At 60.2% G+C, this 23,280-nt stretch carries 20 protein-coding genes and 1 tRNA gene; 13 read left to right on the top strand and 8 right to left on the bottom strand.

Features of this window, described 5'->3' with window-relative positions; all coding sequences use genetic code 11:
* Positions 1 to 42 precede the first annotated feature (42 nt).
* The gene (locus tag BXY39_RS04795; RefSeq protein ID WP_121937653.1) at positions 43 to 1,209 is read left to right on the top strand and encodes an NAD(P)/FAD-dependent oxidoreductase; all 1,167 of its coding nucleotides are present in this window, start codon (positions 43 to 45) and stop codon (positions 1,207 to 1,209) included.
* 27 nt (positions 1,210 to 1,236) lie between these two features.
* Here the strand turns inward: BXY39_RS04795 and BXY39_RS04790 are convergent, their stop codons facing one another.
* Entirely contained in the window at positions 1,237 to 1,431 is a 195-nt protein-coding gene (locus BXY39_RS04790) for a YqaE/Pmp3 family membrane protein (RefSeq protein WP_121937652.1), read from the bottom strand.
* A gap of 117 nt (positions 1,432 to 1,548) precedes the next feature.
* Positions 1,549 to 3,399: a translational GTPase TypA gene (gene typA / locus BXY39_RS04785; RefSeq protein WP_211332083.1), complete on the bottom strand. Its 1,851-nt coding sequence runs from the start codon at positions 3,397 to 3,399 to the stop codon at positions 1,549 to 1,551.
* 324 nt (positions 3,400 to 3,723) lie between these two features.
* On the opposite strand from typA, the gene BXY39_RS04780 reads away from it, so the two are divergent.
* Both BXY39_RS04780 and BXY39_RS04775 read left to right on the top strand, forming a co-directional pair.
* The gene (locus BXY39_RS04780) at positions 3,724 to 5,838 is read left to right on the top strand and encodes a M13 family metallopeptidase (protein WP_121937650.1); all 2,115 of its coding nucleotides are present in this window, start codon (positions 3,724 to 3,726) and stop codon (positions 5,836 to 5,838) included.
* Between the two features lie 158 nt (positions 5,839 to 5,996).
* The gene (locus tag BXY39_RS04775) at positions 5,997 to 6,824 is read left to right on the top strand and encodes a mechanosensitive ion channel family protein (protein WP_211332082.1); all 828 of its coding nucleotides are present in this window, start codon (positions 5,997 to 5,999) and stop codon (positions 6,822 to 6,824) included.
* On the opposite strand, the gene BXY39_RS04770 is transcribed toward BXY39_RS04775, so the two are convergent.
* The 4 genes from BXY39_RS04770 to BXY39_RS04755 form a co-directional block, all read right to left on the bottom strand.
* Positions 6,821 to 7,825 (bottom strand): carbon-nitrogen hydrolase family protein, encoded by a 1,005-nt coding sequence (locus BXY39_RS04770; RefSeq protein WP_121937649.1) that lies wholly within the window; start codon positions 7,823 to 7,825, stop codon positions 6,821 to 6,823. The two genes, BXY39_RS04775 and BXY39_RS04770, sit on opposite strands and share 4 nt — an antisense overlap.
* Positions 7,826 to 7,937: 112 nt before the next feature.
* Complete coding sequence (locus tag BXY39_RS04765; RefSeq protein WP_121937648.1) at positions 7,938 to 8,996, bottom strand: glycosyltransferase family 4 protein; 1,059 nt, start codon at positions 8,994 to 8,996, stop codon at positions 7,938 to 7,940.
* Positions 8,997 to 9,018: 22 nt separating this feature from the next.
* The gene (locus BXY39_RS04760; RefSeq protein WP_121937745.1) at positions 9,019 to 9,912 is read right to left on the bottom strand and encodes a metallophosphoesterase; all 894 of its coding nucleotides are present in this window, start codon (positions 9,910 to 9,912) and stop codon (positions 9,019 to 9,021) included.
* A 798-nt stretch (positions 9,913 to 10,710) separates the two neighbouring features.
* Positions 10,711 to 11,634 (bottom strand): N-formylglutamate amidohydrolase, encoded by a 924-nt coding sequence (locus tag BXY39_RS04755; protein WP_121937647.1) that lies wholly within the window; start codon positions 11,632 to 11,634, stop codon positions 10,711 to 10,713.
* Between the two features lie 260 nt (positions 11,635 to 11,894).
* Here BXY39_RS04755 and BXY39_RS04750 point away from each other — a divergent pair.
* Positions 11,895 to 11,969: transfer RNA gene (locus tag BXY39_RS04750), tRNA-Val, on the top strand.
* Between the two features lie 178 nt (positions 11,970 to 12,147).
* Entirely contained in the window at positions 12,148 to 12,567 is a 420-nt protein-coding gene (locus tag BXY39_RS04745; RefSeq protein WP_121937646.1) for a DUF2177 family protein, read from the top strand.
* A 137-nt stretch (positions 12,568 to 12,704) separates the two neighbouring features.
* Here the strand turns inward: BXY39_RS04745 and BXY39_RS04740 are convergent, their stop codons facing one another.
* Entirely contained in the window at positions 12,705 to 13,082 is a 378-nt protein-coding gene (locus BXY39_RS04740; RefSeq protein ID WP_121937645.1) for a DUF4870 family protein, read from the bottom strand.
* A 344-nt stretch (positions 13,083 to 13,426) separates the two neighbouring features.
* Between BXY39_RS04740 and BXY39_RS04735 the strand changes: the two genes are divergently transcribed.
* Entirely contained in the window at positions 13,427 to 14,224 is a 798-nt protein-coding gene (locus tag BXY39_RS04735; protein WP_147453476.1) for a type 2 periplasmic-binding domain-containing protein, read from the top strand.
* 48 nt (positions 14,225 to 14,272) lie between these two features.
* On the opposite strand, the gene BXY39_RS04730 is transcribed toward BXY39_RS04735, so the two are convergent.
* A complete protein-coding gene (locus tag BXY39_RS04730; RefSeq protein ID WP_121937643.1) occupies positions 14,273 to 15,088 on the bottom strand; it encodes a helix-turn-helix domain-containing protein in 816 nt (271 codons plus the stop codon).
* A 176-nt stretch (positions 15,089 to 15,264) separates the two neighbouring features.
* On the opposite strand from BXY39_RS04730, the gene BXY39_RS04725 reads away from it, so the two are divergent.
* The 7 genes from BXY39_RS04725 to cysN all read left to right on the top strand — a co-directional run bounded on the left by BXY39_RS04725 (position 15,265) and on the right by cysN (position 23,259).
* Positions 15,265 to 15,945 carry a 4'-phosphopantetheinyl transferase family protein gene (locus BXY39_RS04725; protein WP_121937642.1) on the top strand — a complete coding sequence of 227 codons (681 nt, stop codon included), beginning with the start codon at positions 15,265 to 15,267 and terminating at the stop codon, positions 15,943 to 15,945.
* 151 nt (positions 15,946 to 16,096) lie between these two features.
* Complete coding sequence (kdsA, locus tag BXY39_RS04720; protein WP_121937641.1) at positions 16,097 to 16,939, top strand: 3-deoxy-8-phosphooctulonate synthase; 843 nt, start codon at positions 16,097 to 16,099, stop codon at positions 16,937 to 16,939.
* Between the two features lie 37 nt (positions 16,940 to 16,976).
* Entirely contained in the window at positions 16,977 to 17,486 is a 510-nt protein-coding gene (locus BXY39_RS04715; RefSeq protein ID WP_121937640.1) for a KdsC family phosphatase, read from the top strand.
* 30 nt (positions 17,487 to 17,516) lie between these two features.
* Positions 17,517 to 18,293, top strand: a complete 777-nt coding sequence (kdsB, locus tag BXY39_RS04710; RefSeq protein ID WP_121937639.1) for a 3-deoxy-manno-octulosonate cytidylyltransferase — start codon at positions 17,517 to 17,519, stop codon at positions 18,291 to 18,293.
* Positions 18,290 to 20,341 (top strand): capsular polysaccharide biosynthesis protein, encoded by a 2,052-nt coding sequence (locus BXY39_RS04705; RefSeq protein ID WP_121937638.1) that lies wholly within the window; start codon positions 18,290 to 18,292, stop codon positions 20,339 to 20,341. The genes kdsB and BXY39_RS04705 overlap by 4 nt, the downstream gene beginning before the upstream one ends.
* Before the next feature lie 81 nt (positions 20,342 to 20,422).
* Positions 20,423 to 21,352: a sulfate adenylyltransferase subunit CysD gene (gene cysD / locus BXY39_RS04700; protein ID WP_425458905.1), complete on the top strand. Its 930-nt coding sequence runs from the start codon at positions 20,423 to 20,425 to the stop codon at positions 21,350 to 21,352.
* Positions 21,352 to 23,259, top strand: a complete 1,908-nt coding sequence (cysN, locus tag BXY39_RS04695; RefSeq protein ID WP_121937636.1) for a sulfate adenylyltransferase subunit CysN — start codon at positions 21,352 to 21,354, stop codon at positions 23,257 to 23,259. The genes cysD and cysN overlap by 1 nt, the downstream gene beginning before the upstream one ends.
* Positions 23,260 to 23,280 lie beyond the last annotated feature (21 nt).

The following is a 23,280-nucleotide window of genomic DNA, read 5'->3' as shown; positions in this document are numbered from 1 at the left end:
CGATGACGGAACGGATGGCACAGCGCCAAAAGGACCGCACTCATGACAAAGACAAGGAAAGCCGTGGATGTCATTGTCGTTGGCGCCGGGATTGCCGGCGCCGGGGTCGCCTATTGCCTCAGGGATAGAACCAGCCTTGTCGTGCTCGAGATGGAAGCCCAGCCCGGTTATCACACCACCGGCCGGTCGGCGGCATTTTATGCGGAAACCTATGGCGGTCCTGCCATTCAGCCCTTGACCAGTGCGTCCAAGGGGTTCTTGCAGACGCCTCCGACGGGTTTCAGTGACACCCCCCTGATGACGCCGCGGGGCGCCATTCATATATTCAGCGATGCCGAGGCGACCCGGGCGCGCGATATTGCCCGCGATATGATGGCGGCCCTGCCGAGTGTGCGGATATTGACCCGTGACGAGGTTCTGGCCCGCGCCCCGTGTCTGGATGGCCGGAACATCGCAGGGGGCATAGACGACCCCGATTGCGGCGATCTGGATGTGGCGGCTCTGCATCAGGGATATTTGCGCGCCGTGCGCCGTGCCGGTCACGCAATCCTGCCCGACACCGTTCTGGAGACGGCGGTTTATGATGGCGGACTATGGCATGTCAGGACGTCGCAAGGGGAAGTGCGCGGCCGTGTCCTCGTCAATGCCGCCGGTGCATGGGGAGACGATGTTGCAGGGCGGTGCGGTGTGAACCCCATCGGGCTTGTGCCCTGCCGGCGCACGCTTGTCACCACACCACGGCTTGAAACCGGCCCGTCCGATCCGTCCTGCCCGGTGATCCTGGATGTCGGCGAACGGTTTTATTTCAAGCCTGAGGGCGAGGGGTATCTGATTTCGCCTGCCGATGAGACACCCGTCCCGCCAACCGACATTCAGCCGGACATGGAGGACGTTGCCCTGGCCATTGACCATTTTGAAAAGGCAACAGGCCTGACGGTCCCCAGAATCAACGCCAAATGGGCGGGGCTCAGGACATTCGCGCGCGACCGTTTGTCCGTCATCGGTTTTGATGCCGTCACACCGGCATTTTTCTGGTCTGTCGGCCAGGGCGGCTGGGGGATTCAGACATCGCCGGCGTGGGCGGCACTGGCGGCCGCCCTGCTGGTCGGTGATGCCATCCCGGATGAGATGGTGCCTTACGGTCTGGAGCCTCGGCTCTATGCACCATCCCGTTTCCACGGGGTATCGGCGAATGCCATGCCGGCCTAGCCCCGGCCAGGCATTACCGGTAAATCCTTACCGGTAACCGCCTCTCATTTCCTTGCGCAGTTCCTCGTTGCGGTATTGCGTCAGGCTGTAGACGGCCCAGATGGCGGCGATGGGCCAGCCGATCATGGTCAGCCACAGGATCGCGCATAACAAACCCTGAAAGGGCCGACCGATCGTGAAAAAAGCCAGTGGCGGAATAAGAATAGCCAGAAGAAGGCGCATGAGAGATCTCCCTGAATTCCTTGCTGTCGTCTAAACCGGCGGTGTATCCCGCCTTGTCTCACCGACATGGGGTGACGGACCGGCGCTGTCAAGGGCCGGGCCGCGTGGAAATCGTGCTTACACGGCCAGTTTGGCGGCGCGTTTGCGTTCATGCGGTTTCAGGAACTGTTTGCGCAGGCGGATGCTGTCGGGCGTCACTTCGACCAGTTCATCGTCGTTGATGTAGGCCAGCGCTTCCTCAAGCGGCATTTTACGCGGCGGCGTCAGTTTTACGGCATCATCCTTGCCGGCGGCACGGATATTCGTCAGCTGTTTGGCCTTCAAAACATTGACGTCCAGATCATTGTCACGGGAATTTTCGCCGATGATCATGCCTTCATAGACGTCGGCGCCCGGCTCCACCATGATCACACCGCGTTCTTCCAGGTTCCACAGGGCATAGGCAACCGCCTTGCCGGGTGAATTGGCGATCAGCACGCCCCGCTGACGGCCGGTAATCGGGCCTTTATAGCTGTCGTAGCGGTCAAAACTGCGGTTCATGATGCCGGTGCCGCGCGTATCGGTCAGAAATTCGCCGTGATACCCGATCAAACCGCGTGCCGGTGCGTCGAATGTCAGCCGTACCTTGCCGCCGCCGGACGGTGTCATGCCCGTAAGTTCCGCCTTGCGCAGGGACAGTTTTTCGACCACGGCACCCTGATAGGCCTCGTCCACGTCAACCTGAACGGTCTCGTAAGGTTCCTGCTTGTGGCCGGCTTCGTCGGTTTTCATCAACACGCGGGGTCTTGAAATCGCCAGTTCAAACCCTTCGCGCCGCATGGTCTCGATCAGAACGCCAAGCTGTAATTCACCGCGTCCGGCCACCTCGAAGCTGTCCTTGTTTTCCGTTTCGCGGACGCGAATGGCCACATTGCCTTCCGCCTCGCGCAGAAGACGGTCGCGGATGACGCGGGATGTCACCTGTTTGCCTTCGCGCCCCGCCAATGGACTGTCATTGACGGAAAAGGTCATGGCCAGGGTCGGTGGGTCCACCGGTATGGCCGCAAGCGGCGTCAGAACGGACGGATTGGCCAGCGTGTCGGCCACCGTGGCATCCGCGAGGCCGGCAATGGCGATGATATCGCCGGCTTCCGCCGTATCGACCGGAACCCGCTCCAAACCGCGAAAGGACAGCAGTTTCGTCACCCGGCCCGTTTCCACGACGGCGCCGTTCCGGTCCAAACCGTGGATCGGGTCGCCAACCGTGACCCGGCCGGCCTCGACCCGTCCGGTCAGCACCCGGCCCAGGAAATTGTCCCGGTCCAGCATGGTGACCAGCATGGCAAAGGGGCTTTCGACGGCACCGCTTGTCACCGGTCTGGGAGCCGGAACATGGGTCAGGATGGTCTCGAACAGGGGGGACAGGTCGCTTCGTTCGTCCGCCATGTCGGTGACGGCCCAGCCATCGCGGCCACTGGCGTAAAGAATGGGGAAATCCAGTTGCTCGTCATTGGCGTCCAGTGCCACGAACAGGTCGAAACAGGCATCCGTCGCAGCCTCGGGGTCCGCCTCCGGTTTGTCGATCTTGTTGACGACGACAACCGGTTTCAAGCCCAGGCTCAGCGCTTTCTGGGTAACGAATTTGGTCTGCGGCATCGGCCCTTCCGCCGCGTCCACCAACAGGACCACGCCGTCCACCATGGACAGGATGCGTTCAACCTCGCCGCCAAAGTCGGCGTGGCCGGGTGTGTCGACAATGTTGATGCGGGTATCCCGCCATTCGACGGATGTGCATTTTGCCAGGATGGTAATGCCGCGTTCCCGTTCAAGGTCGCCGGAATCCATGGCCCGCTCGGCGACCCGCTGATTGTCGCGCACCGTTCCGGACTGTCGGAACAGATTGTCTACCAGCGTGGTTTTGCCGTGGTCCACATGGGCGATGATGGCGACATTGCGCATGTCGTGCCGGTGGGGTGTCTGCGTCGTCATGTCGGGGGCACCTGTCTGGCCCGGCCGGCGGTGTCGTGGGGGAAGACCGGGCGGGCACGCTAAAATTTGCCCGTCTTATAAGCGCAGGGTCCCCGTGGGGCAAGCGGCAAGCCCTGCGCCGTTCGCAAACTGGCGTTTGCCGTGCCGCAGTGCTGCTTTGCCGACACGCTGACGAAAGCGTGCGGGCCGACGGCTGCCTCAAATCCTGCGAATGGCTTGCCTCTCCTGTCATGGAAGCGTTAAGGACAGGGGCATACATGCAAAGATTGTGCGGCCGTTACCGTTTTCATGTTTCGGTCGCCTGAAATGATACAGGGGGGAGCCATGACGCCTTTTCTCAGAACCACGGCACTGGTCACGATTCTGGCCGTTGCCGCCTGCGGGCAGGCCGGAACGGACGGCCAAACACAACACGGCCAGACGCAAGAAGATCAGATCCAAAATGATGCCATACAGGCAGGGCAGACGGCCGGGATGCCGGAACTGGGCGATTTCGGGGTTGACCTGACGGCGCGCAACGTGACGCTGGATCCGGGCGACGACTTTTTTGCCTATGCCAACGGGACCTGGCTGGATGCCTTTGAAATCCCGGAGGACAAAAGCCGTTACGGAGCCTTTACGATCCTGCGTGACCGGTCTGAAGAACGCACCAGAGCCATCATTGACGACCTGGCTGGCGCCGACGCACCCGCCGGCTCGCCGGAGCAGCTTGTCGGTGATTATTACGGCAGTTTTCTTGATATAAATACGGTGAATGCCAAAGGGATGGCGCCGATCCGACCTCTCCTGGAGGCTATTTCGGCAATTGACGGGCAAAGCGATCTGGCGGCCGCCTTCGGTCGGGCGGAGCGTGCCGGCGGGGCCGCCCCCATTCGCGGCGGGCTGTCCATCAACCGCCTGAACCCGGATGAATATCAATACTCCGTCGGTCACAGTGGCTTAGGCTTGCCGGATCGTGATTATTATCTTGAGGATACCGACCGGTTCACCGGTATCCGGGAGAAGTACCAGGCCCATATCGCGGAAATGTTGACCTTTGCCGGGATGGACGGGGCCGACGGCCTCGCGGCGGATATCGTGGCACTGGAAACGCGTATTGCCGGCGCGCACTGGCCGCGCGCGGACCGGCGCAACCGCGACAAGACGCTGAACCCCACCAAGGTTTCCGAACTGTCCACGCATCATCCGAATTTTGACTGGCAGGCGTTCTTTACAGGGGCCGGTGCCGATGTGGCGGTGATCAATCTGTCCCACCCGTCCGCCATGGACCCGATTATCGCGATTATCAACGAAACGCCGCTTGAAACCTGGAAGGCGTATCTGACGTTCCACACACTCGCCAATCATGCGTTTCTTTTGTCGGAAGACGTCGACACCGCACGCTTCAATTTCAGCGGCAAGGTTCTGCGCGGCCAGCCTGAACAGCGCGAGCGTTGGAAACGCGGAGTGCAGCTTGTCTCAGGCCTTGACAGTCTGGGAGAGGCGCTTGGTCAGATTTACGTGCAGCGCCATTTCCCCGAAAGTGCGAAACGCCAGATGGAAGGCCTGGTGGAAAATCTGCGCACGGCCCTTGGACTGCGTATCGACCAGTTGGACTGGATGGGCGAGGATACCAAGGCTCTTGCACGGGAAAAACTGGCCGCCTTCCGGCCCAAAATCGCCTATCCCGATACATGGCGGACCTATGACGGGCTGAATATCGAAGCGGGTGACCTGTTCGGCAACTATGTCCGGGTGCGGGATTTCTTCTATGACTTCGATATGGCGCGTCTGAACCGACCGACCGACCGGGACGAATGGTTCATGACCCCGCAGACGGTCAATGCCTATTACAATCCACCCTATAATGAGATCGTCTTCCCGGCGGCGATATTGCAACCGCCCTTCTTTGACCCTTATGCCGATCCGGCCGTCAATTACGGTGCCATTGGCGCGGTCATCGGTCATGAAATGGGCCATGGTTTTGATGATCAGGGGTCCAAATCCGATGCACGGGGTGTGCAGCGCAACTGGTGGACCGATGAAGACCGGGCGCGTTTTGAAGAACGGGCCGACGCGCTCGTGGCCCAGTATAATGCGTATGAGCCGATTGAAGGCGCCACGGTCGACGGTCGGTTCACCCTTGGCGAAAACATCGGCGACCTGGGCGGCCTGTCCATGGCGTATCATGCCTATAAGCTGTCGCTTGACGGCAAGGAGGCGCTCGTGATCGACGGCTTGACCGGGGATCAGCGCTTTTTCCTCGCATGGGCACAGGTATGGCGTTCCAAGGACCGAGAGCAGACCCTGCTGGCGCGTTTGAAATCGGATCCCCATTCTCCGGAAGAGTTTCGCGTGAACGGCGTCGTCCGCAATATGGATGCCTGGTACGATGCCTTCGGTGTGACGTCCGACAATGCCCTCTATCTGCCGCCGGAGCAGCGCGTCAGCATCTGGTAGGCGCGGCTGCCCGCAAGTCCTGTTTCTTGCGGGATGTCAATTCGCAATATGGCAATTAAGGCCGGATCCGCTGACTGCGGGTCCGGCCTTTTCCATGACACCGTCGTGGGCTGTCATGCTAATGTCGCCGTGGGCATGATCGCAGGGAGACAAGCGTCGTGGATTTTCTAAAACAGGATTCAGAACAACTGGATGCGCTGATCTCGGCGGCGCTGGACCTTGGACTGTCAGCCGTGGCCGCCGCTGTCATTATCATCGCCGGTTTCTGGCTGGCGGGTTTCATCCAGCGCCGGCTTGTCGCCCTTCTGGACAGAAGCGCGCGCATGGACACCACCGTCAGCCGGTTCCTCGGCAGCCTGGCCAAATATGCCATCATCCTTGTGACCATCATTGCCGTCCTGGACCAGTTCGGGGTCGAGACAACCAGTCTTGTCGCGGTTCTCGGGGCGGCCGGTCTGGCCGTTGGTTTGGCCTTGCAGGGGACACTGTCCAATGTGGCGGCAGGGGTGATGCTGCTTTTGTTCAGACCGTTCAGGATCGGCCAGTTTGTCGAGATTGGCGGTCAGTCGGGCACCGTTGATGCCATTACCCTGTTCACCACAGAGCTGGATACCCCCGACAATGTGCGTCAGATCATCCCAAACAGCACAGTCTGGGGCAGTGCCATTATCAATTACAGCCATCATGACCGTCGGCGGCTCGATCTTGTCTTCGGTATCTCCTACGGGGATGACATGGCGAAAGCCAAGGCCGTGATCGAGGGGGTGCTTGCCGCCGACAGCCGGTGTCAGACGGACCCGGCACCGGTGGTCGTCATTGGCAACCTGGGGGACTTTTCAGTGGATGTGATCGTGCGTGTCTGGTGCCTGTCCGGCGATTACTGGGCCCTGAAATGGGATTTGCTGGAAGGTGTCAAGCAGGCCTTCGACCGCGAGGGCGTTTCCATACCCTTCCCGACCAATACGGTCATTCGCGAGACCGCTTAAACCTGTTTTGTATCCACGGATGAAAAAACAACCCCGTGTCTGGGGGCCGTGTCGACATGCAGTTCAAAAATGTCCGGCCTGCTGTAATGGCCGTCCGTATCCAGTGTCAGGGCCTGGGTTTGCGCCAGGGTCATATCGATTTCGGCACTGACGATGGCTTCACGGTTGAAGACGGGCTCTGACAGGATATCGCCGTCGGCGCCGATGATCGTGCTGCCGCCGGCGTGAATCACGGCATCCGGTTCCCCCACGCCGTTGACGGCGATGCTCTCCAGCAGGGCTTCGCCCGCCGTCGCCGGGGTGCCCAAAGACCGGTACCCGTCGACCACGTCGCTTTTACGCATGTAGGAGCCCGCGGCGATGACAGGGGTGCCGCCTTCGAATGCGTAATGCCGGCTGGCGACCAGATGCATGTCCTTGACCACAGGCCACTGTGCCACATGGCAGTCCTCGCCGGCGGCGTGCATGGCGGCGCGGGCGAGAGGCATCCAGTGTTCCCAGCAGATCAGATTGCCGATCCGCCCAATCGGACTGTCCGCACTGACAAGCGTGGATCCGTCGCCGCGTCCCCATACAAGGCGTTCGGTATAGGTTGGCACGAGCTTGCGGTGCGGCAGTCCGGCCTGGCCGCCGGGCACAAAAGTGAAACTGGTATTGTAGAGGGTTTTGCCGTCGCGTTCGTGGGTGCCGATGACAAGGACCGCCCCTGTTTCATCCGAGAGGGCCTGCAGGCGGGTCAGATGCCGATCTCCGTGCGTGACCGCATTTCCGGCCAGGGCCGTGAACAGGGCCTGGGCTCCGTCATTGTTCCACAGGGCCGCATCCGGAGCGAAATCCAGCCATACCGGGTAACCCGGAAGCCAGCATTCGGCGGTGGCGATCAGGACGGACCCGTCGGCCGCTGCCTTGCGTACCCCGTCTTCCAGCCGGTCAAGGCTGGCCGGCAGATTGAGAAAAACGGGAGCATATTGCACGATGGAGGCGGTAATGCGGTCCGGCATGGCAGTGTCCTGTCAACAGTGGCACGGTGATCTGTCCTGTCTGTCACTGTCCCTAGACATCCGGTGGATGCAAGGCAAGTCACCAATACGCGACAGGAATGTGTTCATGCTGTCAGGGAAGAGGAAGCGGGTGGCTTTCTTCAACCGGCAGGGGGCGCAGGGCGGTGACAAATTGTTCCGTGACCGTATTCCAGCTGTAATTCTGGGCAAAGGCGGCGCAGTCGCCGCGATCCAGCGTCAAAGCCTGCCGGATGGCGGTGTCCAGATCGTCATTCAAAGCGGCAACGGGTTTGGACCAGTTGGCAAACGGACCGGTGCCGTCCGGCCCCAGAACATCCAGAGGGCCTTGCACGGGATAGGCGGCGACCGGTGTTCCGCAGGCCAGTGCCTCAATCATGACCAGTCCGAAGGTATCCGTTTTGGACGGAAAGACGAAAACATCCGCCGCCGCATAGGCCTGTGCCAGGTCTTCGCCGAAGAGGGCGCCGAGAAAACGGACATCCGGATATTTCTGCCGCAGCGATGACAGGGCCGGTCCGTCCCCGACGACGACCTTTGTGCCCGGAACGCGGGCTTTCAGAAAGTCCTCGATATTTTTTTCGACCGCCACGCGTCCCACATAAAGCTGTATGGGACCGGTCAGGTCAAACCGGGCATCCGGACGCGGGTGAAACAGGCGCGTATCCACCCCGCGTGTCCAGGGGACGATCCTCTCGAACCCCTTGTCGCTCAACTGGTCGCGGACGGTTGGCGTGGCAACCAGAACCCCTTCGCTGGCGGCGTGAAAACGCCTGAAGATCGGGTAGAACCATCTGGCCGGAAGGCGGCTGCGGGCGGCGATATATTCCGGAAAGGCCGTGTGATAGGCCGTGGTGAAGGCCAGGCCGTTCTTGCGGCAATAGCGCCGTGCCGCCCAGCCCAGCGGGCCTTCCGTGGCAATATGGATGGCGTCGGGCTGCCAGCGCCGCAATATGGCGGACAGGCGGAAGGGTGTGTTCACGCTGAGACGAATTTCAGGATATGTGGGACAGGGAAGGGTCCTGAACATTTTCGGGCTCAGCACCAGAACCTTGTGGCCACTGCGTTTCAACTCACCCCGCAAGGTATCCAGGGTGCGAACCACACCGTTAACCTGCGGGTGCCAGGCATCTGTGACAATGCAAATGCGCATTACAGGTGTTTCTCCACCGCGGCTATTCCGCTGCCACGGGTGTCTGTGACGGGGCCTTCATTTTCCGGCGTGCCTTTTTCCGGCGTTTGTAATTCTGTGCCTTTTCCATACGGGCGGCCACTTCATCGGCCCAGTACAGAATTTCCCACGTCCCATCGTCATGTTCGACCAGCGCGGTACAGCTTTCAACCCAGTCACCGTCATTCAGATATTCGACATTGCCGATCATGCGGCGTTCGGCATGGTGAATATGGCCGCAAATGACTCCGTCGACGCCGCGCCGGGCGGCTTCGGCGGCGACCGCGTCTTCGAAATGGCCGATAAATTCCACCGCATTCTTGACTTTATGTTTCAGATACGCCGACAGCGACCAGTAACTGTACCCCATTTTACGGCGGACCCAGTTAAAACCGGTGTTGATTTTCAACAGGGTCGTATACGCCCAGTCGCCGACATAGGCGAGCCATTTGGCATACAGAACGACGCCGTCGAATTCATCCCCATGCAGAACCCAGTATTTCTTGCCTGTCGCGCTTTCGAAAATCGCATCCATCACCATGGTGACGCCAGCCATGTTGTGGCCGGTGAAATCGCGGAAACCTTCATCGTGATTGCCGGGGATGTACACCACTTTGGTTCCGGTCTTGGCCATTTTCAGCACACGGCGGATCGCGTCATTGTGGGTGGTGTCCCAGTACCAGCTTTTCTTCAGACGCCATCCATCGATGATATCGCCCACCAGATACAATTGCTCGCATTCCACGGATTTCAGGAAATCAAGAAACAGATCCACCCGCGCCGCGCGTGTTCCCAGATGCGTGTCCGAGACAAAAACGGCCCTGTATTTGCGTTTTTTCTTTTTCCCGCGAGCACTTGCGGTGCCGCCGTCTTTTTCCGTGTCAGGGTCGCTGTCCATGCCGGCGACGAGTGCCTGCAGCGGAAAGGGCAGGGGTGGAACCGCTTTCCCGGCATCGCCGTCTTTCATCTCCGGCCCGTCACTGGTCCCTGTCCGGTCGCCCATTTCCCGGTCGCCCATTTCTGTCTGGGCGGCGGCAGTCGTGTCCGTGAGATTGTCGCCATGATCACGCCCGGGGGCCGAAGTCCCTTCGGCGGGGAGGTCATTTGCCTGGTTGCTGTCTTCAGACATTTGAAGATCAGGCATTCGAGGGTCGGGTTCAAGTGCTGTGCGACCGTCGTCCATGGAGCCGAAATGTCCTTGGTTACATAAATAATATATTGGCGCTTTAATCTCATATTGCCTGTGACAAGACCGTGTCGCCTCTATGACGCTTTTCTTAAAACTTACCTTGGCTTTTATGATTTTTCCGCAAGATTATTTGTCAGAGATTTATTCTATTGCCCTGCTTGCGATACGGAGTCGGCGGATTTTTTGTCTCCGCTTGCCTGTTCCATAGTGGTTGAATGAAAATGCTTCGGCATTTTGCATTCATATATCCATTCCGGAAAATCTTTTCCCGGCAATATGTTGCTCGGTAGACGCGAGGATATTGCCGTATTCGGTGGAGGTGACGCTTGAATATTGCCGTATGGGGCTTATCTTGAAGAGTGGCGGCCCTGCCGCTATGCCCTCCGTGGGCGTTTCCTCCCTGAGCCTGGGCCACGCAGTGTCTGCGTGGCCTTTTTTTATGTTTCAGGCGTGTTCCGGATGCTGTGCATGAAACCCCGGCTTTCCCGAGGGATACGACCGTGAATGTTATTCTGCGGCCAGCCGTCTGCCATATTCTTTTGTATGGGGCTGTGTGGCCCCTTCATCCTGTGCCGCCATGAGAGCGGCGGCGAAACGCGACAGGCGGGCTGCAATGTCCCAGAAGCAGTCCTTTGGCTCCAGCGTGGTTTCATCCATGTAAATCCCGCGATTGATTTCAATCTGAAGGGCATGAATATTTGCCGCCGGCCGGCCGTAATGTTCCGTCACGAACCCACCGGCATAGGGAATGTTGCGGCGCACCCGAAAACCCTCGCGGGTCAGAAGGCTTTCAGCCAGGGCGGTAAAGGCGCGGTCGCAACTGGTCCCCCAGCAGTCGCCGAGGACGATGTCGGCTTCTATGGTCTTTCGGCCAAGAGGCTTCGTCCTGTTCTGTTCCAGAGTGGACGGCATGGAGTGACAATCGATCAGATACGCCCGGCCCCATTGGGCGATGCAGGCGTTCAGAAGGTTGCCGAGCCGTTTATGATACGGCATATACAGACGGTCGTGGCGGGACAGGACATCCTCGATATCCAGCTTGCCTTTATAAATGGGCATGTCAGGTCCGACCACGGCCGGGATCAGGCCAAGCCCGGCCCGAACCCTGGCGCTGTCCATCAGATCGTCCCGGCCTTTGAGGCCGTGAATGAGGCGCGGGTCCAATTCGCGCGGGTCCCGGTTCAGGTCAAGATAGGCCCGGGCATGTGTGGCCGCGATCAGGACGGCGCCTGTATCCGGCACGCTGTCGAACAGACGGTCCACATAGGCATCTTCGCTGGACCGTAACGTTTTGGTGTCCAGTACGCTTGCCGATAGAAGGTCCCGAGGATAATGCCGTCCCGCGTGCGGCACCGCGAACACGAAAGGGCGCCGGCCCGTGGCTGGAACGGTTTCCGTGTAGGCGGGAGGATGCGTTTCGAATTCGGTCATGACGCTTACACGCTAACCGCTTTGCGCCGCCCTGTCACCCGCCAGTGTGCCGGACCGGGACATCCGATTTGCCGGATGGCACGGTTTGATTACCGCGCCGGGATCGTGCCGGGACATATTGCGGCGAAAATCATCTTGCCTCATCCGGTCAGTCGGTGTAGACACGCGCCCTGCCGCGATTGATTGTTCGTCGGCATTCCGTCTGTTGCGGTTTTTGTCAGATATGACCGGCAGTCGGGACAGTGGCCCGATGGGTCCGTGGGCGCGTAGCTCAGTGGTAGAGCACTGTGTTGACATCGCAGGGGTCGGCAGTTCAATCCTGCCCGCGCCCACCATTTAACCCCCGGTTCTTTTTTCCTGAATAATACCGTCTTTTCCGGTTGCGGCCCGGATATGCCGGGTGGGGTCGTGTGCGTCCGTCAGCCATGGCTTGACTTTATGTTCCGACCATGTGCCGGTGAAACGGGCGTATGCCGGGCGCATCGTGCCCTCATGATCTGTTGGAGAAACATCATGCTGACCGGGTTGAAGGCTTATGGTGCGGCCATGGCCGCTTTTCTGCTTCTGGACGGCCTGTGGCTCGGCTGGATTGCGCGCGATTTTTACGCGGACCGGCTGCAATCCTTCATGACAGGCCCTGTCAACTGGCCGGTTGCGGGCCTGTTTTATGCCATATATGTGCTGGGAATTGTGTATCTGGTCAGCCTGCCGGCCGCGCGGGCGGACAGCGGATATGCCGGTGGGTGGCGGTCGGCTTTTTTGCGCGGCGGTGTCCTGGGTGTCATTGCCTACGGCACATATGATCTGACCAATCTGGCGACCTTGCCGGGCTGGCCGTCCGATGTGGTGATCGTGGACATGATATGGGGGGCGGCGGTGACGGCTGCTGTCGCGTGCGCGGGCTGTCTGGCGGCCGACGGATACCGCAACTGACCTGTGTTTCGGCTCCCGGTGTTATCGAACAGGTTTACCGGCCCCGGTTTTATCTGCCCCAGTGTGAGCTGCCCCAGTGTGATCGGCATGTGCGTTGACGCATGATGTGGCCCTGCCGTCTGTCGCCGGTCACAGGTCTAGAAAAGCCAGGTCTCCGGATTGTCGATGGGCCGCTGTTCGTTTGCGCGCAGATAGCCTTTGACAATGCGCATGACGGTCCAGAACATCCACCATATGAGAATGGGAATGCCGATGAGGATGACGGCAAGGGACGAGCCGATGGCGACCATGATCAGTCCGTACCAGAATGTGCGCAGCTGATAGCGAAAATGACTGGCGGTCACGGCATCCGCATCCTCCAGTTTCAGGTAAGCCAGGATCATGCCCACAAGCGCCGTGACCGCGGTGGCAAAGCCGATGCCGTACAGAATGTAGATAAGGGTCACGGCACCCCAGTTCCGTTCCTGGCCCGGCGCGCCTGGGGTGTGCGTGGATTCGGTGTCCGGTCCGGGCATGGTTCCCCCCTGTCTGACGGTGACTAGTAGACCCCGTCGCGCGGGCAATGTCAAAATATCGCTGTATCTGCTGCCGGTCTGGTTGAAGGAGGAGCGGCACGCAAAGGATCCCCGTTGCAAAGTCGGAAAACCGGTTCCGTGATTTACGTTTGTGAAAAGGTCCTGTGCTATTCAAAAGGCGTCCGTCGGGGCCGTTTCGTTTGTTGACCGGCGGTATTGCCGGTGGCGGTCAGCCGCACGGGCTTTGGCGGGTTTGGGCTCTGCCTGATCTTTTTGGCGGCAACGCCGACCGTGACGGATACGGGCAAGGTGTATCGGGGACCATTTGCGGGGGAGACAGGCGCGTGTGTCGGCGCCATCGGGCATTTTACAAGCTGATCGTTTTTTGCGCGGTGTTCAGCGCCGTGAAAGCCGGGAAATCGCATGCCCTGGAGCCGACGGGGCCAATTTACGGCACGGCATGGGGACTGACCCTTTCGATCGACGGCAGCGGTTTTTACAACGACTATATGCGCGCCCTTCTGACTGCGGCGGATACCACCGTGACATACATACCGCTGCCCAGCCGTAGAGCCAGGAAAGCCTTTGCCGGCAATCCCGGAAGCTGTATTTTTCCAAGCGCACGGGCGATCCTGAGCGCGCCCGGCACCAGGGATGTCGGCGGCCTTATAGAGACCGGTCCCCTGATCCATGTGCGCGGCTATATTTTCTCGCAGGCCGATGCGCCGGTTCTGGCCCGCCTGTCCGACCTGGAGGGGCGAAGCGTCGCGTTTCCGAGCGGTGCCATGTTGCCCCGGTTGCTGAAGGGGATCGATGCGACCCTTCTGCCGGTGCCGGATGAGATGGACAAGGCCCGCCTGCTGATCCACAGGCGCGTGGACTATATTTCCGGTACGCTGCCGGATATCAGTTTTGTCTTTCATGAACTGGGACACAGCATGCCGCCTTACGGCAAACGGTCCAGGCTGGGTGAACAGCCGCTTGCCCTTGTCTGCCATGACCGCCCCGGCAACCGCCGGCTTGTCGACAGGATTTCGGAAATTTTGCCTATTGCCGCGAGGACCGCCCGTCTTGCCGCGCGCCTCAAGGCGGTTGGTCTGAACCCGTCGGAATATCTGCCCTCTGCCGCCTTTAACGACTAAACCGGTGCCGACGACGTGTGCGTGGCCTGCCTTACGGTCGCACCCATATCAGGCCGGGCCCATATGACGGCGGAAAATCCAGACAACCCCGGCGATGACGGGACCGATGATAATATCTTCGGGCTGGACAGCGTGATCCTCGTTCGCACCGTGCCCGCCTGTTTTATGCTGCCCGCCCTTTTTACCCGACTCGTCCCTGTCCAAAGGCGTTTTGGCGTCCGTTTCTCCATCGGCCGCCGGCCCTCCCTGTTCCGAGAAGCGCAGGGGCGGCAAAGCCGGGTCGGGATAACGTGGTAACGCCAACAGCCATTCCGCGCCGCCTTCCCGTTGCCAGAACTGACGGATGAAAAGGCTGTCCTTGTGCCGGATGATCACGATCGTGCCGGACACGACCGGGAAGGCATGCAGGTAAGGGTCGGCGGCAATGATCACGCTGCCTCTCGGGATTTCCCGGTGCAGCGAGTCGTCGCCCATCATATAACCATAAAGGCCTTGGTGCAGACGGATGTCCGGTGGCACGGGCACCGTTGTAAAGGGTAAGTCCGCCGGCAGCGGCAACAGCCGCCCATGCCCGGTGAGCTGCCCGAGCAGGGGCAGCTGACTGTCGGGCGCGTCCTTGACGGATACCTTTTCCAGCCTGCCGGATCTGAGACTTAGCAGAAGGCTGTGCGCGGTCATGTCAAGCATTTCGGCAAGCGGAAGGATCTCATCCAGCTGTATGTCGCGCGTGCCTTTCAGAATGTCGGTCACGCGTGACGGCGTGATGCCAAGCAGTTCCGCCACATCCTTCAGTCGGTACCCGCGCCCCTTGAGGACTGTTTTCAGCCAGTATTGTGTGTGCATGTGGATATTGTACGGAAACACCGATTAAAATCACCTGTTCACATGTCCGGCCCGGCGGTCGGTTTCAAAAGCGCATTGACGCGGTTGCCGGTCCGGTCTTTGAAAGAGGTCACTTGGCGAAAATATTGACTGGCACGTGCCGGGGGGTGACCAAGACGGCGGATACGGTCTCCGGTGCGAAGGTAAGGCGCGGGTATATGTCCCAAACATTCGGTACGGCATGTCTTTGGATCGCACCGGCAAAGGAAGCGCCGTGCCATCTGTCCGTTCTGTCCCCGGCGGAACGCATACGGGCTGAAGGCATGCACCCGGCGGGCCGTCCGGCGTTCGTGACAGCACGCGGCCTTTTGCGTCGCCGGCTTGCCCGGATGACCGGTCTGTCGCCCGAGGCCGTGCCGTTGACGCAACAGCCCGGTCAGGCACCCGTTCTGGAGGGGCATGCATACGGCCCCTATTTTTCGGTCAGTCATACGCAGCTGGACGGCCGGCCTTTTGCCGCCGTCGCCGTGTCGTCCGTCTGCCCCATCGGTATTGATCTTGAAGACCCCGCCCGTGCCGTCGACTGGCGCCGCATGGCCGCGCGGCGTCTGCATCCGGGCGAATGGGCAGCCATCGCGGCGCGGGATGAGGGTGCGGCCCGGCAGATGTTCTTTGATCTGTGGTGCCTGAAAGAGGCCCTGGTCAAACTGATGGGGGCAAGCTTGCTGCCGGTTTTGTCCCGGACACGGATCGCGCCGGACCGGCCGCCCCGCCTTCTTGACAATCCAATAGACGGACGGCGTCATGTTCTCGCTCTGGCCCATGTGCGCCGTCGGCGGCTGACGCTGGGCATGGCGGCGGCCCGGACACTGGACTGGCGCCTTTATGGGGCCGACTGAACCCCCAGGGCCGCCGATTTTATCGCAGGGCGCGGTTAAGCAGGTGTTATGGGACAGTGGTGCTTGTGCTTTGACGCCCTTTCCACTTTGAAGTATGCGGGTAACAGAAAAACAGTCTGTGCCTCGTCATGGCGTTGAAATAGGACCTTCCATGGTAGCCAGCGTTGCCGTCACCGATCGCATCCGCCTTTCCAACACCAGTCCCTTTGTCCTGTTCGGCGGCATGAATGTGCTGGAGGATGCGGGTCTTGCATCCGATGTCTGCGCACACTTTGTCGAGGTCACATCCCGTCTGGGCATCCCCTTTGTCTTCAAGGCGTCCTTTGACAAGGCCAACCGGTCTTCCATCGGGTCTTTCCGGGGGCCGGGGTTGAGCAAAGGGCTTGAATGGCTCGCCGATATCAAGACCCGTTTCGATGTGCCGGTCATCACCGATGTGCACGAGCCCCATCAGGCCGCGCCTGTGGCCGACGTGGCCGACATACTGCAATTGCCGGCCTTTCTCGCCCGTCAGACCGACCTTGTGACCGCTCTGGCCGGTACCGGCAAGCCGATCAATGTCAAAAAGCCCCAGTTCCTCGCGCCGGAGGAAATGCGCCATATCATCACCAAATGCAGGGACAGCGGCAATGACCGGGTGATGTTGTGCGAACGGGGCAGTTGCTTTGGGTATAATAACCTTATCGTCGATATGCTGGGTATGGATTTGATGAAAAATATGGGCCCGGTCGTCTTTGATGCGACGCATGCCCTGCAACGTCCCGGCGGCCGTACCGACAGTGCGGACGGTCGGCGCAGCCAGGCGGTGGTATTGGCACGCGCCGGCATGGCGGTTGGGATCGCCGGTCTGTTCATCGAAGCCCATCCCGATCCCGAAGCGGCCAAATGCGACGGCCCCTCGGCCCTGCCGCTTGCCGCGCTGGAGCCTTATCTTGTTCAGATGCAGGCCGTCGACCGCATGGTGAAAGGTTTCGCGCCCCTTGAAATTGTTTGAGGGGCCTTGCCCCGCCGGTATCGGAGAATATGACGCCATGATCCGCCTTTTCGCCCTTGATGTGGACGGTGTGTTGACGGACGGCACGCTGCATTACGGCGCGGACGGAGAAGTGCTGAAAGCCTTTAATGCCAAGGATGGGCTGGGCCTCAGCCTTCTGATGAAGGCCGGTGTGCATGTGGCGGTGATCTCCGGGCGCAGCAGTCCGGCATTGCTGCGCCGGCTTGATGATCTTGGCATCCGTCACCACCGGCTGGGGACCACAGCGAAAAATGCCGCTCTTGAAGATGTCTGTGCCTGTCTTGACCTCGGATTTGAGGATTGCGCCTTCATGGGGGACGATCTTGTTGACCTGGATGTCATGCGCGCTGTCGCCTATGCCATGGCCCCGTCCGATGCGGTGTCCGATGTGAAAGCGATGGCTGATTTTGTCACCGACCTGCCCGGCGGGCGCGGCGCCGTGCGCGAGGCCGCTGAACATATAGCGGCGCGAAATGGTCTGACACTCGCTGATTTTGCCTCTGACGCGCGGCGGGTTTCCCAATGACGGCGCCCGGCCGGCGAGGGCACCGGGTCCATGGCTGAAGGTGCGGCATCTGTGAAAGTGGTCATCCCGGCGCGTTATGGATCCAGCCGGCTGCCTGGAAAACCGCTCGCCGATATTGCCGGAACGCCGATGGTCATTCATGTGTGGCGCCGCGCGGTTCAGGCTGCGGGTGGTCCATCCAGTGTTGTCATCGCCGTTGACGATGACCGTGTTGCCGACGTGGCCGGCGCACACGGGGCACAGGTACTGATGACATGCGGCAACCATGCATCCGGTACCGAAAGAAGTGCCGAAGTGGCGGACAGGCTGGGCTGGGACGATACCGAGATCGTTGTCAATCTGCAGGGCGACGAACCATTGATCCCGGTGGATCTGATCGGGCGTGTGGCCGGGGCGCTCGCATCGACGACCGATGCGGAGATCGCCACGCTTGCCTGTCCTTTTGAAAACAACGCGGATATTTCCGATCCCAATCTGGTCAAGGTCGTCTGCGATGCCCGGGGCCGTGCCTGTTATTTTTCCCGTGCGCCCATCCCCCATGATCGCACACATGGCCGTCCCGATCTTCGGCATTTTCCGTACCTGAGGCATATCGGTCTTTATGCCTACCGTGTGGGGACGCTGCGGCGGCTTTCCGGATTGCCGCCTGCGCCGATGGAAACCATTGAGCATCTGGAGCAGTTGAAGGCGTTGTGGCATGGGATGCCGATCTTGGTCGAAAGAATTGCCCACGCACCGCCGCACGGTGTCGACACGCCGGACGATCTTGCGGCGATGCGCCGGCATGTTCTGGGCGGGCCGGTATGATTGCCCGCACTCTGTCCGCGGGGATCGCGGGCGATCCCCTGATCCCGCCGCTTTTGGGTGTGGCGGTCAAGAAAGGCGTGGCGGATACGGCGCCGGGCGATGTTATCGTTGGTTGGGGGGCAAAGGACAATACCCGCAAGGCCCGCGATTTCGCTGCCGGAAACGGACTTGCCTATTGGTGTCTGGAAGACGGGTTTCTCGGATATTTAAGCCATCCGGCCGACGATCCCCGGCGCCTGTCGCTGATCGTTGACAAAACGGGCATTTATTATGACGCCACGGCGCCCAGCGATCTTGAGCGTCTTCTGAATGACGGGGACTGGATCACGGATGCCCGTTTGTCTCGCGCCCGGGCGGCACTGGAGCGGATCCGGCAGTGGGGACTGTCAAAATACAATCACGGTGCATCGGCCCTGTCTTCGGTGCTGACCAAGCGGATCAGCGATCATAAGGGGCCCGTCGTACTGGTGGTCGACCAGACGGCGGGGGATTTGTCCATACCGCTGGGACTGGCCTCGGCGCGGAGTTTCGATGCCATGCTGGCGGCGGCGCTGGACGAAAACCCGGACGCCCTTGTGTTGATAAAAACGCATCCGGATGTTCTGGCCGGCAAGAAGCACGGGCATTACCGCATCGCGGATCTGCCCGAACGGGCGCTGCCCGTCACCGAGAACTGCACTCCGCTCAGCCTGCTGAACCATGTGGACCGGGTTTATGTCGTGACATCCCAGATGGGCTTCGACGCGCTTGTCGCCGGCAAGCCCGTGACCTGTTTCGGCATGCCGTTTTATGCCGGCTGGGGTGTGACCGACGACCGCCAGACGTGTCCCCGGCGTACGGCCCGGCGCACGCTTGTGGAACTGGCCGCCGCCGCCCTGATGGAATATGCCCGCTATGTCAATCCTTACGATGGACGGCCCTGCGAGCTTGAAGATGCTTTGGACCTTCTGGTGGCGGAGCGCCAGTTGCCCCGGCCGGAGGCCGTGACCCTTCATGCCGTCGGATTTTCCCTGTGGAAGCGTGGTTTTGTCGCGCATTTTACCGGGCGCGGCATCGCCCGGGTTCGGTTTGTCACGCCGGAAAAGCTGTCCCGCCATGCGGTCGGCCCGGATGATGCCGTCCTGGTTTGGGGACGCAAACATGATGACAGCCTGGCCGGTCTGGACCCCACTGTCCCGGTCTGGCGGATGGAGGACGGTTTTATCCGGTCCGTCGGGTTGGGCAGCGATCTGGCACGCCCGGCATCCCTGATTCTGGACCGCAGCGGTATTTATTATGACGGGCGGTATCCAAGCGACCTTGAGACGTTCCTGAAGACACACGTGTTTTCCGACCGCGATCTGGCCCGTGGGGAAAAACTGATCGGCATGATCCGTGAAAGCCGCATCAGCAAATATAATGTGGGAAGCCGCGCCCGTCTGGACTGGCGCGGGCGTTCCGGCGGGCGCACGGTCATACTGGTGCCGGGTCAGGTGGACAGCGATGCCTCCATCCGTTTTGGCGCGGTGGGTGTCGCGTCCAATGCCGACTTGCTTCAGGCGGTGCGTGCGTCCGCGCCCGATGCCTTTATCGTTTTCAAACCGCATCCTGACGTGGTCAGCGGCAATCGGCGCGGTGCCGTGCCGGAGGACGTTCTGGCGGCCTGTGCTGACACCGTGATTGTCGATGCGGACATTATTGACTGCCTCGACGCGGCCGATGCCGTTCATACCATGACCAGTCTGACCGGGTTTGAGGCGCTTTTGCGCGACATGCCGGTCACCGTTTACGGTCTGCCCTTTTATGCGGGCTGGGGCCTGACGGAGGATCGCGCGGTCTGCGATCGCCGTGGCCGGACCTTGCCGCTGGCCGCGCTTGTGTATGCCCTTCTCGCTGTCTATGCCCGCAATGTGGACTGGCGCAGCGGGCTGCCGACAAGTCCGGAAGTGCTGGTCGCGGCCATGGCGTCGGCAGCGGCGCACCCCCTGAAAGCGCGCCACGGGGCGATGGATCAGCTTATGCGCTTGATTAGAAAGTTTCGCTTCTTTATGCATGCGGCCTTGCGATAACCACAATCCGACATGACAGGGGCACTGGGCACATGAAGGCGCTGATCGCACTCAGCGTCGGCGGTGTCTTTTAAGATAATGATGAGTATTGTTGGAGCAACGAGCCCGATGAAGAATTTGACCCACTTGAAGCGGCTGGAAGCCGAAAGCATCCAGATCATCCGCGAGGTGGCGGCCGAGGCTGAAAATCCCGTCATGCTGTATTCCATCGGCAAGGACTCGGCCGTCATGCTGCATCTGGCCTTGAAGGCCTTTTATCCTTCCAAGCTGCCCTTTCCGCTGATGCATATCGACACATTGTGGAAGTTTCCGGAGATGTATGCTTTCCGCGACAGCCTTCCGGAAAAGCTGGGTGTCAAATTGTATGTCCACACCAATCAGGATGGTGTGCGGGATGGGATCAATCCGTTTTCCGCGGGCAGTCAGACGCATACCCATGTGATGAAGACCATTGCCCTGAAGCAGGCGTTGGACAAATACGGGTTTGACGCCGCCTTCGGCGGCGCGCGCCGGGATGAGGAGAAGAGCCGGGCCAAGGAAAGGGTGTTTTCCTTCCGGGATTCCAATCACCGCTGGGATCCGAAGAACCAGCGCCCGGAATTGTGGTCGGTCTATAATGCCCGCAAAAACAAGGGCGAGAGCATACGCGTGTTTCCGCTGTCCAACTGGACCGAGCTGGATGTCTGGCAATACATCCATCTGGAAAAGATCGAGTTGGTGCCGCTGTATTTCGCGGCGCCCAGGCCGGTCGTCGAGCGGGACGGCACCCTGATCATGGTTGTGGACGACCGCATGCCTCTTGAATCGGGCGAGGAACCGCAGATGAAAATGGTGCGCTTCCGAACCCTTGGCTGTTATCCGCTGACCGGCGCCGTTGAAAGCCAGGCGACGACCCTGCCGCAGATCATTCAGGAAATGTTGCTGGCCAAGACATCCGAACGCCAGGGCCGTGTGATCGACCACGATGCCTCCGCCAGTATGGAAAAGAAAAAGCAGGAGGGCTATTTCTGATGACCCATCAGTCCGACCTGATCGCAGACGATATCGAGGCCTATCTCGACCTGCATGAAAACAAGTCCCTGCTGCGCTTTCTCACCTGCGGCAGCGTTGACGACGGCAAGTCCACATTGATCGGCCGTCTGCTGTATGACAGCAAGCTGATCTTCGAGGATCATCTGGCGGCGCTGGAAAGCGACAGCCGAAAAATGGGCACACAGGGCGAAAAGATCGATTTTGCCCTGCTTGTGGACGGTCTTGCGGCGGAACGTGAGCAGGGCATCACCATCGATGTCGCCTACCGCTTCTTTTCCACGGACAAACGGAAATTCATCGTCGCCGATACGCCGGGACATGAACAATACACCCGCAACATGGCGACGGGCGCATCGAGCGCCGATGTGGCCATTCTGCTTGTCGATGCGCGCAAGGGCGTTCTGGCGCAGACGAAACGGCACAGTTTCATCGCCTCGCTTCTCGGCATCCGTCACATCGTCGTTGCCGTCAACAAGATGGATCTGGTCGATTACCGTGAGGAAGTGTTCGATACGATCGCGGCCGACTATCGCGCTTTTTCAAAGGATCTCGGATTCTCCGACATCCTGTGCGTGCCGATTTCCGCACTCGAGGGCGATAACATAATCTCCGGCAGCGACAGGACCCCTTGGTATGACGGTCCGACGCTGATGCACCATCTGGAAACGGTGGATGTGACCGACGGCCGGCAAGCGGCGCCGTTTCGCCTGCCGGTTCAGTGGGTCAATCGGCCAAATCTGGATTTTCGCGGATTTTCGGGCACCATAGCCCAGGGCACCGTCAAACCCGGTGCCCCCATTAAGGTCCTGCCCAGCGGCAAGACAAGCCGGGTCAAGGATATCGTCACCTATGACGGCAGTCTTGACAGCGCGGTTGCGGGCGAAGCGGTCACCCTGACACTGGATGATGAAATCGATATCAGCCGCGGCGATGTGATCGTGACGGTGGAAACGCCCTGCGAGGTTGCCGACCAGTTCGAGGCCAAGGTTATCTGGATGGCCGAGGATCCCATGCTGCCGGGCCGGCCCTATCTGATCAAGACGGCGAACAAGACCATTCCGATTATTGTTACGGACCTGAAATATAAGGTCAACGTCAATACGCTGGAGCGACTGCCGGCCAAGACGCTCGATTTGAACGAGATCGGTATCTGCAATATCAGCCTGGAAAACCAGATCGCTTTTGAGCCTTATGGCGACAACCGCGACCTGGGTGGTTTTATCGTCATTGACCGCCTGACCAATACCACTGTCGGGGCCGGGATGATCGACTTCGCCCTGCGGCGGGCGTCGAACATTCACTGGCAGGCCATGGATGTGGATAAAACCGCCCGCGCCGAGTTGAAGCACCAGACGCCTGCTGTTCTGTGGTTTACCGGCCTGTCCGGTTCGGGCAAGTCGACGATTGCCAACCTTGTGGAAAAGGCCCTGATTGCGCAGGGGCGGCATACATATGCGCTTGACGGTGACAATGTGCGTCACGGTCTGAACAAGGATCTCGGCTTTACCGACGCGGACCGGGTGGAAAATATCCGCCGTGTCGGCGAGGTTTCCAAGCTTATGGCCGATGCCGGACTGATCGTTCTGACCTCTTTCATTTCGCCCTTCCGCGCGGAACGCCGCATGGTGCGTGAGATGATGGAGGACGGCGAATTCATCGAGGTTTTTGTCGACACCCCGCTTGAGGAATGCGAACGCCGCGATACCAAGGGTCTCTATAAAAAGGCCCGGGCCGGCCTGATCAAGAATTTCACCGGTTTTGACTCGCCTTATGAAATTCCCAAGCAGTCCGAACTGCACCTGAAAACACAGGGGCGCAGCGCGGAAGACTGTGCCGCCGACGTTCTGGCATATCTGGAACGGCAAGGGTACCTGTCGCGGTCCTGAAGGAAGGATGTCGGTCCCCGT

This window comes from Eilatimonas milleporae, from assembly GCF_003688555.1.
Taxonomy (GTDB): domain Bacteria; phylum Pseudomonadota; class Alphaproteobacteria; order Sphingomonadales; family Kordiimonadaceae; genus Eilatimonas; species Eilatimonas milleporae.
The sequence above is the reverse complement of the archived record's forward strand: the minus strand, read 5'-3'. Positions and strand labels throughout refer to the sequence as shown.